This window comes from Paenibacillus beijingensis (assembly GCF_000961095.1).
In the GTDB taxonomy this organism is placed as follows: Bacteria; Bacillota; Bacilli; order Paenibacillales; family Paenibacillaceae; genus Paenibacillus_O; species Paenibacillus_O beijingensis.
This window is the reverse complement of record NZ_CP011058.1, coordinates 352,191-367,401: the sequence shown is the minus strand read 5'-3', so window position 1 is coordinate 367,401 and position 15,211 is coordinate 352,191. Positions and strand designations below refer to the sequence as shown.

Genomic DNA, 15,211 nt, shown 5'->3' with positions numbered 1-15,211 from the left:
GAATCGGATAATCTTTATTTTAAATAGAAGACCGGAGGAAGCTGATAAAGCAAACCTCCGGTCTTCTTTGCGCTTAAGCCGGAGCCCGGATAAACGAATCTGCCGATTGTTTTGATTTTTACATTCAGTTTACAAAATACGTGTTTGGAATTAACATAGGCGGATTATGATAACGCTTGTAGCGAATTAATGTTGAAAAAGAGAATGTACAAGGAGTGGTTATGTTGTTTAACGGTAAACACAAGGGGTTCTTATTCACGCTGATGGTTCTGACTCTTGTCATTGTTTCTGCTTGCGGTAATAATAGCGGTTCAGGAGAACAAGATGCTGCAAACCAGACAAACACAAGCGGCTCGACGAATACAGCAGCACTGTCCGGTACGATTGAAATCGATGGTTCCAGTACTGTTTTTCCACTGACGGAAGCGGTAGCTGAAGAGTTCGGCAAAGAGAACGGCGATGTGCGCGTCACGGTCGGAACATCGGGTACCGGCGGCGGATTCAAACGCTTCTGTAACGGCGAGATCGCAATCAGCGACGCTTCCCGCCCGATCAAAGACGAAGAAGCTGCAGCATGTAAAGAAAAGGGCATCGAACATATCGAATTGTCGGTCGCTTATGACGGTCTGTCCGTAGTCGTGAACAAAGAAAATGACTTTGTCGATAAGTTAACGGTTGAGGAACTGAACAAAATCTTCGATTCGGGCAGCACGGTTAAAACGTGGGCTGACGTTCGCTCCGGCTGGCCGGCTGAAGAAATCAAGATGTTCTCCCCTGGTGCTGACTCCGGTACGTATGACTATTTCAATGAAGAAATTCTTGATAAAAAAGGTATCCGCAACGATGCGCAAATTAGCTTCAGCGAAGACGACAATACGCTCGTGCAAGGTGTTACAGGCAACAAATTTGGTATCGGCTACTTTGGATTTGCCTACTTCGAGGAAAACCAGGACAAGCTGAAAGTCGTTCCGATTGATGCAGGCAAAGGTGCGGTCGCACCGACTCAGGAAACGATTAAAGACGGTTCGTATGCTCCGCTTTCCCGTCCGTTGTTCATCTATATCAATAAGAAAGAAATGGAACGTCCTGAAGTTAAAGCTTTCGCTGAATATTATATTGCCAATATCGGCAAGTTGACTACCGAAGTCGGTTACATTCCGCTTCCTGATGACAAATATAAAGAAGAAGCAGCGAAGCTGCAGGGATAAGTTTTGATTAGCAGAATCAAATGTGATGTCATCTCAGGCATCACATTTTTCTGCGCAAAGTTTATTAACGAATTGTAAAGGTAAGGAGATGTCGCAGACATGGATGGTGAACGTTTGCACAACATTAAAGCTGCCAGTATTGCCGGTAAGGAAGCGTACAGTTTTAAAAATAAGAAAGTTTCCGTTCTGAACAAGGTCATGCCGTATCTGCTCTTCCTTTGTGCAGCTGTTTCCATACTTACGACGATTGGTATCGTTTATACATTGATTTCGGAAACCTATCAATTTTTCGTAAAAATACCGTTTATCGATTTTATAACGGGAACCAAGTGGTCGCCGCTTATAGAACCGAAATCGTTTGGCATTCTTCCCCTTCTTTCCGGGACGCTTATGATTACCTTTATCGCATGTATTGTCGCACTTCCGATCGGTCTGGCCAGTGCGATTTATTTAAGCGAGTATGCAACGGCTCGCGTGCGTAAAATTGTAAAACCGATTCTGGAAGTACTGGCAGGGGTTCCGACCATTGTATACGGATATTTTGCCTTGACCTTCATTACACCGATCATTAGGGGCATCAATCCGGATATCAGTGTTTTCAACGCATTAAGCGCGGGGATCGCTGTCGGCATTATGACGATTCCGATGGTATCCTCTCTCAGTGAAGATGCGATGAGCGCCGTACCGCGCAGTCTGCGCGACGGAGCCTATGCGCTTGGTGCTACAAAGCTCGAAGTGGCGCTGCGAATCGTCGTTCCGGCTGCTTTGTCGGGTATCGTCGCTTCTTTCGTACTCGCGTTCTCCCGTGCTATCGGGGAAACGATGATCGTAACCGTAGCAGCAGGCGCGACCCCGAAATTGACCGCCAATCCGCTGGAGAGCATCCAGACGATGACGGCTTATATCGTACAAGTAAGTTTAGGGGATACGCCTCATGGCTCAGTCGAATACGGCACCATTTTTGCCGTGGGCATCACTTTGTTCGTCATTACTTTACTGCTGAATATTTTTGCTCAGTTTATGGCGAAACGATTCCGGGAGGAGTATTAACGATGAGTATGCTGCAAGATGTCGATCGAAACCAAATCGCCAGCCGCCGGAGAATGGATTTCATATTCCGGATCCTGTTTGTATTAAGCACTTCGGTCGGCGTGCTGGCGTTAATGGTGCTTATTGTAAGTATTGCCGCTGACGGCTTGGCGAAATTGCAGCCGGAACTTTTTACGAACTATCCTTCGCGGAGAGCAAGCCAGTCCGGATTGAAATCGGCCATTGTCGGTACGATTTATATGCTGCTTCTTATGGCACCCATTTCGTTCGTTCTCGGAGTCGGTTCAGCTATTTACCTTGAGGAATACGCGTCAAAGAACCGCTGGACGCGCTTGATTCAGCTGAACATCAGTACGCTCGCAGGCGTTCCTTCCATTGTTTACGGCATTCTCGGATTAACCTTGTTCGTCCGCCTGTTCAGTCTGGAGCGCAGTCTGATGGCTGGCGCCCTTACGATGACGCTGCTTGTTCTGCCGATCATCATCGTTTCTGCGCAAGAAGCGATCAGGGCGGTGCCTAAATCCCGGCGCGACGCGTCGTTTGCGCTTGGAGCAAACAAATGGCAGACCGTTTACCGTGCGGTGTTGCCGTCTGCATTCCCTGGAATCTTAACCGGTGTCATCTTGGCCATGTCCCGGGCAATCGGAGAGACGGCTCCGCTCGTCATGATCGGTGCGTTGACCTTTGTCGCTTTCCTTCCGAGCTCCGTGATGGATTCGTTTACGGTTATGCCGATTCAAATCTTTAACTGGTTGTCCCGTCCTCAGGAAGAGTTCCATCAGCTTGCGGCTGCAGGGATTATGGTTCTGCTTGCGCTGCTTCTGCTCATGAATTTCTCCGCCATTCTGCTGCGGAATAAATATTCGAAACATAAATAATATCCACATTCGGAGGATCGCTTATGCAAGCACTCATTAAGATCGACAATCTGAAACTGTTCTATGGTGATTTTCAGGCCTTGAAAAATGTGAACTTGGAAATCCCCGAGAAAGCCATTACCGCTTTCATCGGCCCATCCGGATGCGGAAAATCGACTTTGCTGCGAACGCTCAATCGAATGAATGATATGATTCCCGGCACAAGGATCGAAGGCAGCATCAAAATCGCCAATACCGATATTTATTCTTCCGAAGTGGATGTCGAAACGCTGCGGAAAAAAGTCGGCATGGTGTTCCAGCAGCCCAATCCGTTTCCGAAATCCATCTACGACAATATCGCATACGGCCCCCGGCTGCATGGCATTACAAAAAGACAGCAATTGGATGAAATCGTGGAAACCAGCCTGCGTTCCGCCGCTTTATGGGATGAAGTAAAGGATCATCTGAAGCGGTCGGCTTTAAGTATTTCCGGAGGCCAGCAGCAGCGGCTCTGTATTGCGCGCGCGCTCGCCGTCAACCCTGATATCCTTCTTATGGATGAAGCGACATCGGCGCTTGACCCTATATCTACCTTGAAAATCGAAGAGCTCGTCCAAGATCTGAAAGAGCGCTACACGATTGTTATGGTCACTCATAATATGCACCAGGCGGCGCGTATTTCCGATCAGACCGTTTTTTTCTTAAGCGGAGAAGTCGTTGAATATTCGGAAACCGAGAAACTGTTCTCCAACCCGGTCGACCGGCGGACGGAAGATTACATCAGCGGCCGCTTCGGTTAATAGCCGGACTCGCGCAATAGATAAATACGGGAGGACTTCATTATGCCGGCTACAGCCGTATTTAACCGTGGCGAGACAGAACATGACGCGATCGGACCGGATCTCAGAGCGGCGCCGGTTGTTGCGCCGGACTCCCCTTCACGCGATGCGCACCAATTGTTTCAGCAGCATGCCGGAACCGAAGCGGTTGTCATTTGCGCGGCGGACAACAAGCCAAAGTCGCTTCTGATGCGGAACAAATTTTATTCCCGGCTTGGAACGTTATACGGCAGCTCGCTTTACTTCGAGAAGCCGGTTATGCTGCTGGCCGATGAGGGCGCCCTTATTCTGGAAGCGGACACGCCGCTGCCGGAGCTGATCGATCTTGCGCTCGGACGCGAAGAAGAGCGGCTGTATGATGCGGTCGTCATTACCGATGGCGGTCGGTTCAAGGGGATTGTGACGGTTGCTGATCTGCTCAAGCGCTCCCGGATCATGCAGGTAGAAGCGCGCGGCAGCCAGCGGCGGATGGCCGAGCGAACGTCCGGCCTGCTGACGGCGATTGAAGAAGACGTGAAACGCGTAGCGGCTGCGGCCAGGCAAGGAGCGGACTCGGCGCGGTCGATGAGAGCGGCGACCGAGCAGGGCAGACAGCAGCTTGATCATGCAGCGGAAGCGTTCGGCAACATCTGGACCCATGCCGGAAACCAGCAGCGTGAGATGGACCGATTGGAGCAGACGGCACACTCGGTTACCGGCATTTCCGCCGTCATTACGGAGCTGGCCGGACGCTGCAACCTGCTTGCGCTCAACGCGACGATTGAGGCGGCGCGAGCGGGCGAGGCCGGACGAAGCTTTGCGGTCGTGGCCAATGAAATCCGGCAGCTGGCCGATCAGACTGAGCGTTCGGCGCTGCAAATAACCGGGCTTATCGCCGATATCGAAAGCGCGGTTGCGAAGGCGATCGCAGCAAGCGGGCGTGGAAAAGAAGAAGCGGAGCGCACCCGGCCGACTGTAAATGCAGCGAAGGACCTCTTTGGCGAGCTGTCCGTGGCCGCATTGCAAAGCGGCAGCGTAATGGATCAAATCAATCGATTCGCCGCGGAGGCCGAAGCCCGCGCCGATGGGGCGATGACGGAACTCAGTCGGCTCATGGCGGAGCTGGAGAAGGGGAAAGTATAAGCAAAATTTTGAATTGGATAATGGGAGGAGAAGCAACATGATCAAACGGAAAGAGTTGGATGAGGGTTTGGACCAGCTCCGCAGCATGCTGTTGGAAATGGGAGAGCATGTGGAAGGCGCGCTGACGAAGTCGATGGAGGCGCTTCAATCCTTGAACGCCGACGAAGCACGGGAGATTATTAGCGCCGATCCCGCTTTGAACCGGCTGGAGGAGCGGATTACGGAATTGGGGGCGAGGCTGATCGCGACGCAGCAGCCGGTCGCCAAAGATTTGCGGCGCGTTCTGGTCGCCTTCAAAATTTCTACGGATCTGGAGCGGATGGGGGATCTGTCCGTTGACATCGCCAAGGTTGTGCTGCAAATGGAAGGCCAGACGCTCATCAAGCCGCTCAATGACTTGCCGAGAATGGCCGAGCTTGCAGGAACGATGGTTTATGAATCCATCCAGTCATATGTAAACGAAAGCGTCGATCTGGCTTACAAAATGGCCAAAGACGACGATACGGTGGACATGCTGTACAGCCAAATTATGCGGGACTTGTTTACGCTCGTTGCCGAGAAGCCGATGGGCGTATCGCAGTCGATCCTGCTTTGCCTTGTAGGGCGTTATATCGAGCGGATCGCCGATCATGCGACCAATATCGGCGAGAACGTCACCTATCTTGTAACAGGTCACCGTCCGGATTTGAACGCGTGACGGTAAACGGATCAAGATGCAAAAAAATCGGGTCAGCCGCTGCTAACGGTTGGCTTTTTTTATTTGGCTTTAAGCATAAAGATTTGAAGCGGACAAGCGGGAATATCTGGTATAATGGGAGGACATAACATAAACCGATACATGTCGCAGTTGTACCTCATAAATCTCTATTTGTAACTTTCCAACCGCCATGCTATCATTTTTAACAATGAATTATGTAAATTAGGCTGCCAAGAGGGGAAGCGAAAATGAAGAAAATTAAAAAGGTTCAGACACATGAAATGGTATCAAAGGAAATAAAAGACTATATTCAGAATAATCAACTGAAAAAGGGAGATAAGCTTCCATCCGCTGAGAAAATTATGGCGACGCTGGGCGTCGGAAGATCCTCGATCCGGGAAGCGATTCGTTATCTGGAAGCGCTCGACGTCGTCGAAGTGCTGAACGGAAAAGGAATTTTTGTAAAAGAACCGTCCCTGTACCAATTGTCGACCAAAATCACGATCGAGAACGAAAAATCGGCGCTTCTGCAGCTGTGCGAAGTTCGCAGAGGATTGGAAGGCATTGCGGTTGAACTGGCTGCTGTAAGAGCGACGCAGGAGCATCTGGACGAAATGTGGCATTATTACGAGCTGATCGGCAACACGAAAGGAACGGAGAGCTCCATTGCCGATATGAAGTTTCATCAAGCGATCTATAAAGCTTCCGACAACATCATTTTGCAGGAGCTCATCGGGTCGATTTGGAATACATTTGTCGAATTTTGGCGCGCTCCATTCGGACATAATGAATTTTTCCACGACAGCTATCCGTTTCACAAAAGCATGGTTGAGGCGATTGAGGAGCGGAACCCGCAGAAGGCAAGAGAAGAGTTTAATAAGATGATGGACGTGATGGTTAGAGCGATTAACGAGTTCGAGTAAATAAACCTGACATGAGAATTGACGACTGCTATTTTGGGATGATAGTATAGGACAAGAAGTTAGCGATTTTTTCACCTGTAAGACAGGTCGACAGCATTATTCCTTTGTTTATGTTTTAATGGGCACAATGCCCATTAGATACAAAACATTCGTATAAGGGGGAACAATACCAGATCTGTTTGATTTAACCTGTATGACAGGCTGCAAGTAGAACGACGAATTATGGATTTACGAAGGTTTCAGCAAGCCCGAAGAAAGATGCAATATTTTTTTCGCTTTACCTGTATGACAGGTAGATAGTGGTATTGTTCCGGTTGAGAACAGCCGGGATGGAAATGGCGGTGAGCCGCTTATTCAAACATTTAGGGGGATTGCGTTTTGAAAAAGAAATTGTTCGCAGCAGCATTGTTGTCCGTTACAGCTTTCAGTTCCATTACAGCTTGCTCCAGCGGTTCGACCAAGGATAGTTCCGCAGGTGACAGTAAATCCGAGACGGTAACGTTAAGAATGATCGAAAGTTTGACAAGCCCTGCCCGCACGGAAGTCATCAAGCAAATGCTCACGAAATTCGAAGAGGCGAACCCGGGCATTAAAGTCGAATTGATTTCGCCGCCGCTTGAAAGTGCGGACAACAAGATTGCGCAAATGCTGTCCTCCAAAGCCGATCTGGACGTGATGGAAGTACGGGATTCGACCGTCAAGCAATTCGTCACCAACAATTGGGTTGCCGATTTGTCCGCCGATACGGCAAACTGGGCTGATTACAAAACGCTGAACAACAGCGCGAAGCTGACGGCCAACTATATTGACAACAAGCCGTACTACATACCCTACGGTCTGTATGAAAAGATTTTGTTCTATCGCACCGACTGGTTCAAAGAAAAAGGTCTTGAAGCGCCGAAAACGTGGGAAGACCTCTATCAGGCGGCGAAAAAGATTACCGACCCGTCCAAAAACCGTTACGGCTACTCCTTCCGGGGCGGCAAAGGCGCGGACAGCTATATCGTCGATATGATCCGCGACTACAACGGCGCGAACACGAATCCGGACGACGCGATGTTCCTGAAAAACGGCAGCACGATCTTCAGCACGCCGGAAGCGAAGCAGGCACTCGAAAATCACCTCAACATTTATAAAGAAGGCGCTCCTAAAGATTCGCTGAGCTGGGGCTTCTCCGAAATGGTGGAAGGGTTCCAATCCGGCATTACGGGCATGCTCATTCAGGACCCGGACGTTATTGACGTTGTGAAGCAAAAGATGGGAGAAGGAACGTGGAGCACGGCTGCAATCCCGGCAGGTTCTTCCGGCCTCACGCACTTTAAAGTCGGCGCTGCCGGATGGGGCATTACATCGTACTCCAAGCATCAAGCGGAAGCATGGAAGCTCGTTTCGTTCCTGTCGAGCCCGGATCAAAACAAATTCTTTACGCAAAAAACCGGCCTCATTCCGGTCCATACGACCGCTGCCGAAGACGAGTACTACAAAACGGGCTACTACAAACCGTACATGGACATGAGCGCGGATACCGCCCACTACATTCCGGTGAAGCCTGAAACGGACTACAAAGGCTTTGGCGAATGGCGCAATGTAATTCAGCAAGATACGCAGCTTGTCATTTTAGGAAAGCTCTCCGTAGACGACGCTCTGAAAAAATGGGATGCCTACTGGCTGAACGAGAAAAAGCAAGGCAAATAATACCCACCACGATTTAGATGACAGGAGATGGGCACACCGCTGCCCATCTGCTGTTTTCCCAGAGGAGGTTCCAGTTAGTGAACGACACGCAAGCCCGTAAACCTCGTCGATTGAGCAGTACCGCGATCTTTATTTTTTTCTGTCTGGTACCGGCGCTTATTCCCGTTCTTTTATTTACTTACTATCCGATTTTCAAAGGCATCGTGATGGCCTTTCAAAATTATTCTTTATTCAATTTGAACGATATCCGATTTATCGGTTTCGATAATTTCCGAACGGTTTTGCAGGATCCGAGCCTTCCGACGATCTTGAAAAATACGGCTTCTTGGGTATTTATTTCGCTCATACTCCAGTTTGGAATCGGCTTTCTGCTCGCGCTGCTGCTGTACAAGAAGTTTCCGGGCAGAGGTGTTTATCAAGGTCTTATCTTTTATTCGTGGGCGATGTCCGGCTTTCTGATCGGCATCATTTGGCGCTGGATGTTCAACGGCCAAATCGGCGTCATTAACGATCTGCTGCTGAAGTGGGGATTGATTTCGGAACGCATCGGATTTCTGTCCGACCCGAAATGGGCGATGATTTCGGTCATTACGGCCAACGTCTGGTACGGCGTCGCTTTCTTTGCCATCATGCTGATGGCCGCAATGCAGTCCATTCCCGAAGAGCTGTTTGAAGCGGCGGATATGGACGGGGCGGGCTGGTTCAAAAAGCTGTTTCACGTCATCGTTCCGTATATTTTGCCGACGATTATTACGACCAGCGCGCTGCGGGTCATCTGGATTTTCAACTTCCCGGATATTATTTATGCGATGACGAACGGCGGGCCTGCCAACTCGACGCATATTTTGTCCACATTCATGCTCGATAAAATCGTGTTTAACGGCGATTACGGCTTGGCGAGCGCGATCGGCGTCATTGCCATCATTTTGCTGCTGCTGTACACGATGTTCTATCTCTTTGCGACAAGGGCAAGTAAGGCAGGTGACTTTTAATGAAGAACAAGGTCGTGAGCAGGCTTGGAACGGGTTCCAAAGTCATCGTGCTCGGCGTCTGGCTGCTGTTTATGATATTCCCGCTGTATTGGATGATCATTACGTCGTTAAAACCGAAAAACGAAATTTTCAAATTTCCGCTCGAATATTTTCCGAAGCATCTTTCGTTTGAAAACTACGCGAATATCTTCAAAATTTCGAAGTTTCACGTCTATATCGGCAACAGCTTGCTCGTATCGCTTCTGTCGGCTTTGATCGTGCTTGTCGTCGCCATACTGAGCAGCTACGTGCTGGCCCGCTTTACGTTCCGCGGAAACAAACAGGTTATGACCGGATTTTTTCTGACGCAGATGATTCCGATGTTTATCGGGTTCGGGCCTCTGTACAGCATGATGTCCAGCATGGGGCTGCTCAATAAGCAGGGCGCGCTCGTTCTTATTTATTCGGTGCTGCTCATTCCGTTTTGTACGCTGATGCTCAAAGGGTTTTTTCAACGGATTCCGGCCAGCCTTGAAGAGGCGGCGATGATTGACGGCTGCTCGCGGCTGTCCGCGCTGTTCCGCATCATTTTGCCGGTCATGAAGCCGGGCATATCCGCCACCTTTATTTTCGCCTTTGTGCAAAACTGGAACGAGCTGTTTCTTTCGATCATGTTCATCGACAGGGAAGAAGCGAAGACGATTCCCGTCGCGATGAATTCCTTTATTACGAAGTTTGATATCGATTGGGGATCGATGTCGGCGGCAACCGTATTGTCCATCATTCCGACGGTCATCCTGTTCGCCCTTTGCCAGCGGTTGATCGTACAGGGACTCACGGACGGCGCCGTAAAAGGTTAACAACCAGCAGATCTAAGAAGAGAGGATATGACGACACTATGACGGAAACCGAGAGCTCTACCATGAACCGGGAATCGGCGCAGACGCTCGTCGTTCACGACAAACACGACGAACGTCACTTCGGCTCCGTCACGACGCCTTTATATCAAACGAGCTTGTTCAGCTTCGCGACGTATGCGGAATTCGACCATGCGATGGAAAGCTTTACCGATCAGCCGGTCTATTCGCGGGGAAACAATCCGACCGTGCAGCAGCTGGAGCAGCGGCTTGCGCAGCTTCAAGGCGGGGAGAAAGCACGCTGTTTCGCTTCCGGCATGGCTGCTATTTCAACGGCTGTATTGTCGTCGGTCCGGCAGGGAGATCACATCGTCTGCGTCAATCAGGTGTACGGTCCGGCGCGCAAGCTGCTCGAAGGCTTTTTGACGAAGATGGGGATTGAAACGACGTTTGTGGACGGCTCATCCAAACAGGAGCTGCAAGCGGCCGTACGCGCCAATACGAAGCTGTTCTACTTGGAAAGTCCGACGAGCCTCATGATGCAGCTGCAAGACTTGAAGTTTTGCGCGGATTTGGCGAGAAGCATCGGGGCGCTGACGCTCATTGACAATACGTGGGCGACGCCATGCCTGCAAAACCCGTTCGCGTACGGCATCGACCTTGTCGTCCATTCGACGAGCAAATTCATCGGCGGGCACAGCGACGGGATCGGCGGCGTCATTATCGGCTCGGCGGAGCGGATCGGGCAAATCGATGAGAACGAGTATTTGCTGCTCGGAGGCATCATGACGCCTCATACCGCATCGCTGATGATGCGCGGCCTGCGGACGCTGCCGCTGCGCATGGAACGGTTTCACGAAAGCGGTCTGCGGGTCGCGGGGCATTTGGAAGGCATGCCGCACGTGATCAAAGTTCACCACCCGGGATTGCCGTCGCATCCGCAGCATGAGCTGGCGAAAGCGCAGATGAGCGGTTACGGCAGCTTGTTTGCGTTCGAATTGGACTTGCCGGTCGAAACGGTGAAGAGGTGGGCGGATCAGCTGGAGTATTTCCGGATCGGAGTAAGCTGGGGCGGCTACGAAAGCTTGATCACCGTTCCGAGCCTGCCTGACGGCTACGAATCGGTAACGGGCGTGCTCGTGCGGATGTATATCGGCCTGGAAGATCCGCAGCTGCTGATCGGTGACATTGAGCGCGCATTTAAACGGCTGGGGTGAAAAAGGAGCCGCTGCGCGGGCTTGTTTGAAGTGAAAAAGGAGCCGCTGCGCCTGCTGGTTTGATCTTCCGATCGCCGTTGTCCCCGGATTCTTGGATTTTAACCTTTACAAGGTTAGAATCCGGGGACAAAAACGACCGCTGACGCTTCTCCAGATTCAAACCAGCCCGCTCCGCTGTCCTTTTTCGGAGTGGAGCAGAGCGCGGCGGCGCGAGAAACGCGTTTGCCTGCGATCTGAAGAGCGGAAGCCGCTGCACAGGATGGGTAACAAAGAAGCCGCTGTGCTCCGCTGGTTATATAGAAGAAAAGAACATTTCCAATCTCAGGATCCGTTTGGCGGCTGATCAGGCTGCCGCTCGCTGCCGCAGCCGGATCTTTTTTTCATAGAAGACAGGGGAAGGAGAATTTTCGCAATGAAAAAGATTTCGGCGATCGTGCTCGGAGCGGGCGCGCGCGGAGCGAGAGCTTATGCCCCGTATGCGCTGAAGTATCCGCATGAACTGGAAATTGCAGCGGTTGCCGAGCCTTCGGATGAGAGGCGGACCGCATTCGCACATGAATATTCGCTGCCTCAGCACCGTGTTTACTCGAATTGGCAGGAGGTTCTGGAGCAGGAACGGTTTGCGGATGCAATCATCGTCAGCACGCAGGACCGGATGCATTTTGAACCGACGATGCGCGCTCTGGAGAAAGGATATCATGTCCTTTTGGAAAAGCCGATGTCGCCTTCGCCGGAGGAATGCATCCGGATGGCGGAAGCATCGAAGAGAAATGACCGTCTGCTGACGGTTTGCCATGTATTGCGGTATTCCCCCTTCTGGTCGGCGATCAAAGCGATGATTGAGGACGGCAAAATCGGCGATGTCGTCTCGGTTCAACTGAATGAGAATGTCGGCTATTTCCATATGGCGCACAGCTTTGTGCGCGGCAACTGGCGCAATGCGCGTGAGTCCAGCCCGATGATATTGGCGAAATCGTGCCACGATATGGACATTTTGCTGTGGCTTGTCGGACAGGACTGCACCCGGGTCAGCTCTTACGGCTCGTTGTTCCATTTTCATGAAGGAAATGCTCCCGAGGGCTCCACGGATCGGTGTACCGACGGATGTCTGGTCGAGCATGAATGCCCGTATTCCGCACCGCGGTTTTATCTCAATGCCGGGGACCGCTGGAAACAATATATTACCGAAGATCTTTCGGGTGAAGGCGTGATCCGAGCGCTGAAGGAAGGGCCGTACGGGCGCTGCGTCTACCGGACCGATAACGATGTGGTCGATCACCAGGTCGTCAATCTGGAGTTTGCGAACGGGTCGACGGCGACGTTCAGCATGTGCGGCTTCACTCACGACTCGACGAGAGGCGTTCAAATTATGGGGACGCACGGCGAAATAAGAGGTTATATGGAAACGGGCGAGATTACGCTGCACGATTTCGTATCGGGCGACAGAGTTACACGCATCTGCTCCGATTTTGGGGACCGCCACGGCGGAGGCGACGAGGGCATTATGCGCCGGTTTTTGCGGGACATCCGCACCTATAGCGGACAGATCAGCCTCACCTCGGCGGATGTATCGCTGCAGAGCCACCTTATGGCCTTTGCGGCGGAACAGTCGCGAAAGGCGGCTGGGCAGTCGATCGAATTGGAGTCGTTTAAGCAAAGTTTCATAAGCGGAGCAAAGGGAGCAGGCTTCGAAAACGGTTCGTTATAACCGCTCTTCCGGTTGACAGGGGTAACAATAAAGCACCGACGAACAAGGCGTTCGAATCGGTGCTTTGTTGTGTTGATGAAGGCACAGCTCCGCTCTGAATTCAGTCGCCGGTTTGATAGAAAGCGGTCAGCCTGCCGACGATATTTAGCGGATTTTTGAGCAAATCTTTAGCGCTGAAATAGATGTCGCCGCTAATTTCAATATGATTGCGGTTGTACTTCAACTGATTGATGATTTCGTCGGACGTCGACCAGCCGACTTCCTTCGTCGTACCGAGCTTGTAAGGGGCATGCCCGATATAGAGCCGGACGCCGGTGCCTTTCACTTCGTTTACCCACCATTCGGTCACTTTGTCGTAAGGGGCTGCATCTAACGCAAAGCTCCAGTACACTTGAGGCACGACATAATCGATCCAGCCGTTTTGGATCCAGGTGCGCACATCCGCGTACATGCTGTCGTATGCGGTCACGCTTGCTCTCGTATCCGAGCCTGTTGCATCGGCTGCTTTATTGCGCCATACCCCGAACGGACTTATGCCAAAGTCGAGCCTCGGCTTGACGGCATGGATCGAGACGTCCAATTGCTGCACGAATGCGTTAATGTTGCTGCGCCGCCAATCGTCTCGGTTCATTAAGCCGATCGTATTGTTCGCGGCATAGGCCAGATAGGCGGCATCGTCGTTAAAGGCCGTATTGGCCGGGTAAAAATAATCATCGAGATGAATGCCGTCGATATTGTACCCGTTCACAACTTCCAGGATCGTGTCTATAATATGCTGCCGCGCTTCTGCGATGCCGGGGTTAATGTAAGATTTGCCGCCCGCATTGACAATCCAGTCGGGATGCAGCAGCGATACGTGGTTTGGCGCCAGTCCATTGACGGAAGCATCCGTATTCGCGCGGAAAGGGTTGAACCACGCCTGGAATTTCATGCCCCGCTTATGCGCTTCCTCCACCATAAAGGCAAGCGGATCGTAGCCGGGATTTTGACCTTGCATCCCCGTCAGTACCTTGGACCAAGGAACGGCCGCCGATGGGTACAGCGCGTCCCCGGCAGGACGCACCTGCACGAACACCGTGTTTATGCCGAGCGCCTGAAGTTTATCCAGTAGGCCGGCAAACTCCTCTTTCTGCTTGGACACAATTCCTTTTGAGGCGTTTGACGGCCAATCCAGATTGAAGACGGTGGAGATCCACGCTCCCCGGACGGTCGTATAGCTGTCATAAAAGCCGCTGCCGCCGCCCGGCGATCCCGGCTCATTCCCCGGCTGTGCAGGGCCGGAGGAAGGATCGTCTCCCGGCTCTGTAGCACCCGAGGTCATCAACTTGACGCTTTTCGTCGTTTGATCCCACTCTACCTTGAGGCCGAGCTGTTCACTGACAAACCGGAGCGGAACCATCGTGCGGTTCAGCTTAAACTGGACGGAAGCGTCCAGATTTACCTTTTTTCCATTAACGGTCGCCGTATTCCGGTTCAAAGTCATGACGATCGTCGTGTCGGGCGAACGGACGGTGACGGTTCGGTCTGCAGAATTCCAAACGATTGACGCCCCCAACCCTTCGCTGATGACCCGCATCGGAACCATCGTCACGTTGACTTTGGCCAAAATGTAAGGAGACACGTCGCTCTCGATTTTTTGTCCGTCCAAATAGAGTGTAATTCGTGGCTCCGCCGCTCTGGCCGCTTGACCGGCTGCCGAAAGCGTGACGGTTAACAGAAGCAGCCAACTGAGCAGCAAGCGTAACAATCGAAACTTCATTGCGGTTTATTCCTCCACTTGTACAATATATAGGGGTAATATAAGTTACTGTTTATCTAGACGACTTTTGACGTATAAAGTTGCTGTAAAGAGAATATTCTGAGGGTCATTCATCGTGGATAGGGCTTCGAATAGATGCTTTTCTTACCGCAACAGAAAGTTTAACTACGCTTAAGTAATAACAGCGCGCAGACTTTCTGTTCGGCATGAAAAGCTACCGCTTGCGCAGGGTCTTTCATCGTGGATAGACTTCGAATAGATGCTTTTCTTATGTTATGATAGTCGGTATACGACTTGAAAAATCGATC

Annotated in this window: 13 protein-coding genes; 12 read left to right on the top strand and 1 reads right to left on the bottom strand. The window is 51.3% G+C overall.

From position 1 onward, the window contains the following. Window positions 1-221: 221 nt before the first annotated feature. From VN24_RS01700 to VN24_RS01645, 12 genes are all read left to right on the top strand, one after another. Window positions 222-1,208: a PstS family phosphate ABC transporter substrate-binding protein gene (locus tag VN24_RS01700; RefSeq protein WP_045669012.1), complete on the top strand. Its 987-nt coding sequence runs from the start codon at window positions 222-224 to the stop codon at window positions 1,206-1,208. A gap of 99 nt (window positions 1,209-1,307) precedes the next feature. Then, window positions 1,308-2,258 (top strand): phosphate ABC transporter permease subunit PstC, encoded by a 951-nt coding sequence (pstC, locus tag VN24_RS01695; RefSeq protein ID WP_045669011.1) that lies wholly within the window; start codon window positions 1,308-1,310, stop codon window positions 2,256-2,258. 2 nt (window positions 2,259-2,260) lie between these two features. After that, window positions 2,261-3,136 (top strand): phosphate ABC transporter permease PstA, encoded by an 876-nt coding sequence (pstA, locus tag VN24_RS01690; protein ID WP_045669010.1) that lies wholly within the window; start codon window positions 2,261-2,263, stop codon window positions 3,134-3,136. Between the two features lie 23 nt (window positions 3,137-3,159). Beyond that, a complete protein-coding gene (gene pstB / locus VN24_RS01685) occupies window positions 3,160-3,915 on the top strand; it encodes a phosphate ABC transporter ATP-binding protein PstB (RefSeq protein WP_045669009.1) in 756 nt (251 codons plus the stop codon). Window positions 3,916-3,957: 42 nt separating this feature from the next. Continuing rightward, entirely contained in the window at window positions 3,958-5,076 is a 1,119-nt protein-coding gene (locus VN24_RS01680; protein ID WP_045669008.1) for a methyl-accepting chemotaxis protein, read from the top strand. A 37-nt stretch (window positions 5,077-5,113) separates the two neighbouring features. Further along, window positions 5,114-5,773, top strand: coding sequence for a phosphate signaling complex protein PhoU (phoU, locus tag VN24_RS01675; protein ID WP_045669007.1), 660 nt, complete (start codon window positions 5,114-5,116; stop codon window positions 5,771-5,773). Window positions 5,774-6,021: 248 nt separating this feature from the next. Beyond that, window positions 6,022-6,696, top strand: a complete 675-nt coding sequence (locus VN24_RS01670; protein WP_045669006.1) for a FadR/GntR family transcriptional regulator — start codon at window positions 6,022-6,024, stop codon at window positions 6,694-6,696. A gap of 378 nt (window positions 6,697-7,074) precedes the next feature. After that, on the top strand, window positions 7,075-8,391 hold the full coding sequence (locus VN24_RS01665; RefSeq protein ID WP_238590799.1) for an ABC transporter substrate-binding protein: 1,317 nt from the start codon (window positions 7,075-7,077) through the stop codon (window positions 8,389-8,391). A gap of 77 nt (window positions 8,392-8,468) precedes the next feature. Further along, window positions 8,469-9,383, top strand: a complete 915-nt coding sequence (locus VN24_RS01660; protein WP_238590798.1) for a carbohydrate ABC transporter permease — start codon at window positions 8,469-8,471, stop codon at window positions 9,381-9,383. Further along, a complete protein-coding gene (locus VN24_RS01655; RefSeq protein WP_045669005.1) occupies window positions 9,383-10,222 on the top strand; it encodes a carbohydrate ABC transporter permease in 840 nt (279 codons plus the stop codon). The genes VN24_RS01660 and VN24_RS01655 overlap by 1 nt, the downstream gene beginning before the upstream one ends. Before the next feature lie 38 nt (window positions 10,223-10,260). Further along, the gene (locus tag VN24_RS01650) at window positions 10,261-11,436 is read left to right on the top strand and encodes a trans-sulfuration enzyme family protein (RefSeq protein WP_045669004.1); all 1,176 of its coding nucleotides are present in this window, start codon (window positions 10,261-10,263) and stop codon (window positions 11,434-11,436) included. A 412-nt stretch (window positions 11,437-11,848) separates the two neighbouring features. After that, window positions 11,849-13,144, top strand: a complete 1,296-nt coding sequence (locus VN24_RS01645) for a Gfo/Idh/MocA family protein (RefSeq protein ID WP_045669003.1) — start codon at window positions 11,849-11,851, stop codon at window positions 13,142-13,144. Between the two features lie 100 nt (window positions 13,145-13,244). On the opposite strand, the gene VN24_RS01640 is transcribed toward VN24_RS01645, so the two are convergent. Next, window positions 13,245-14,903: a family 10 glycosylhydrolase gene (locus tag VN24_RS01640; RefSeq protein ID WP_045669002.1), complete on the bottom strand. Its 1,659-nt coding sequence runs from the start codon at window positions 14,901-14,903 to the stop codon at window positions 13,245-13,247. Between the last annotated feature and the right edge of the window lie 308 nt (window positions 14,904-15,211).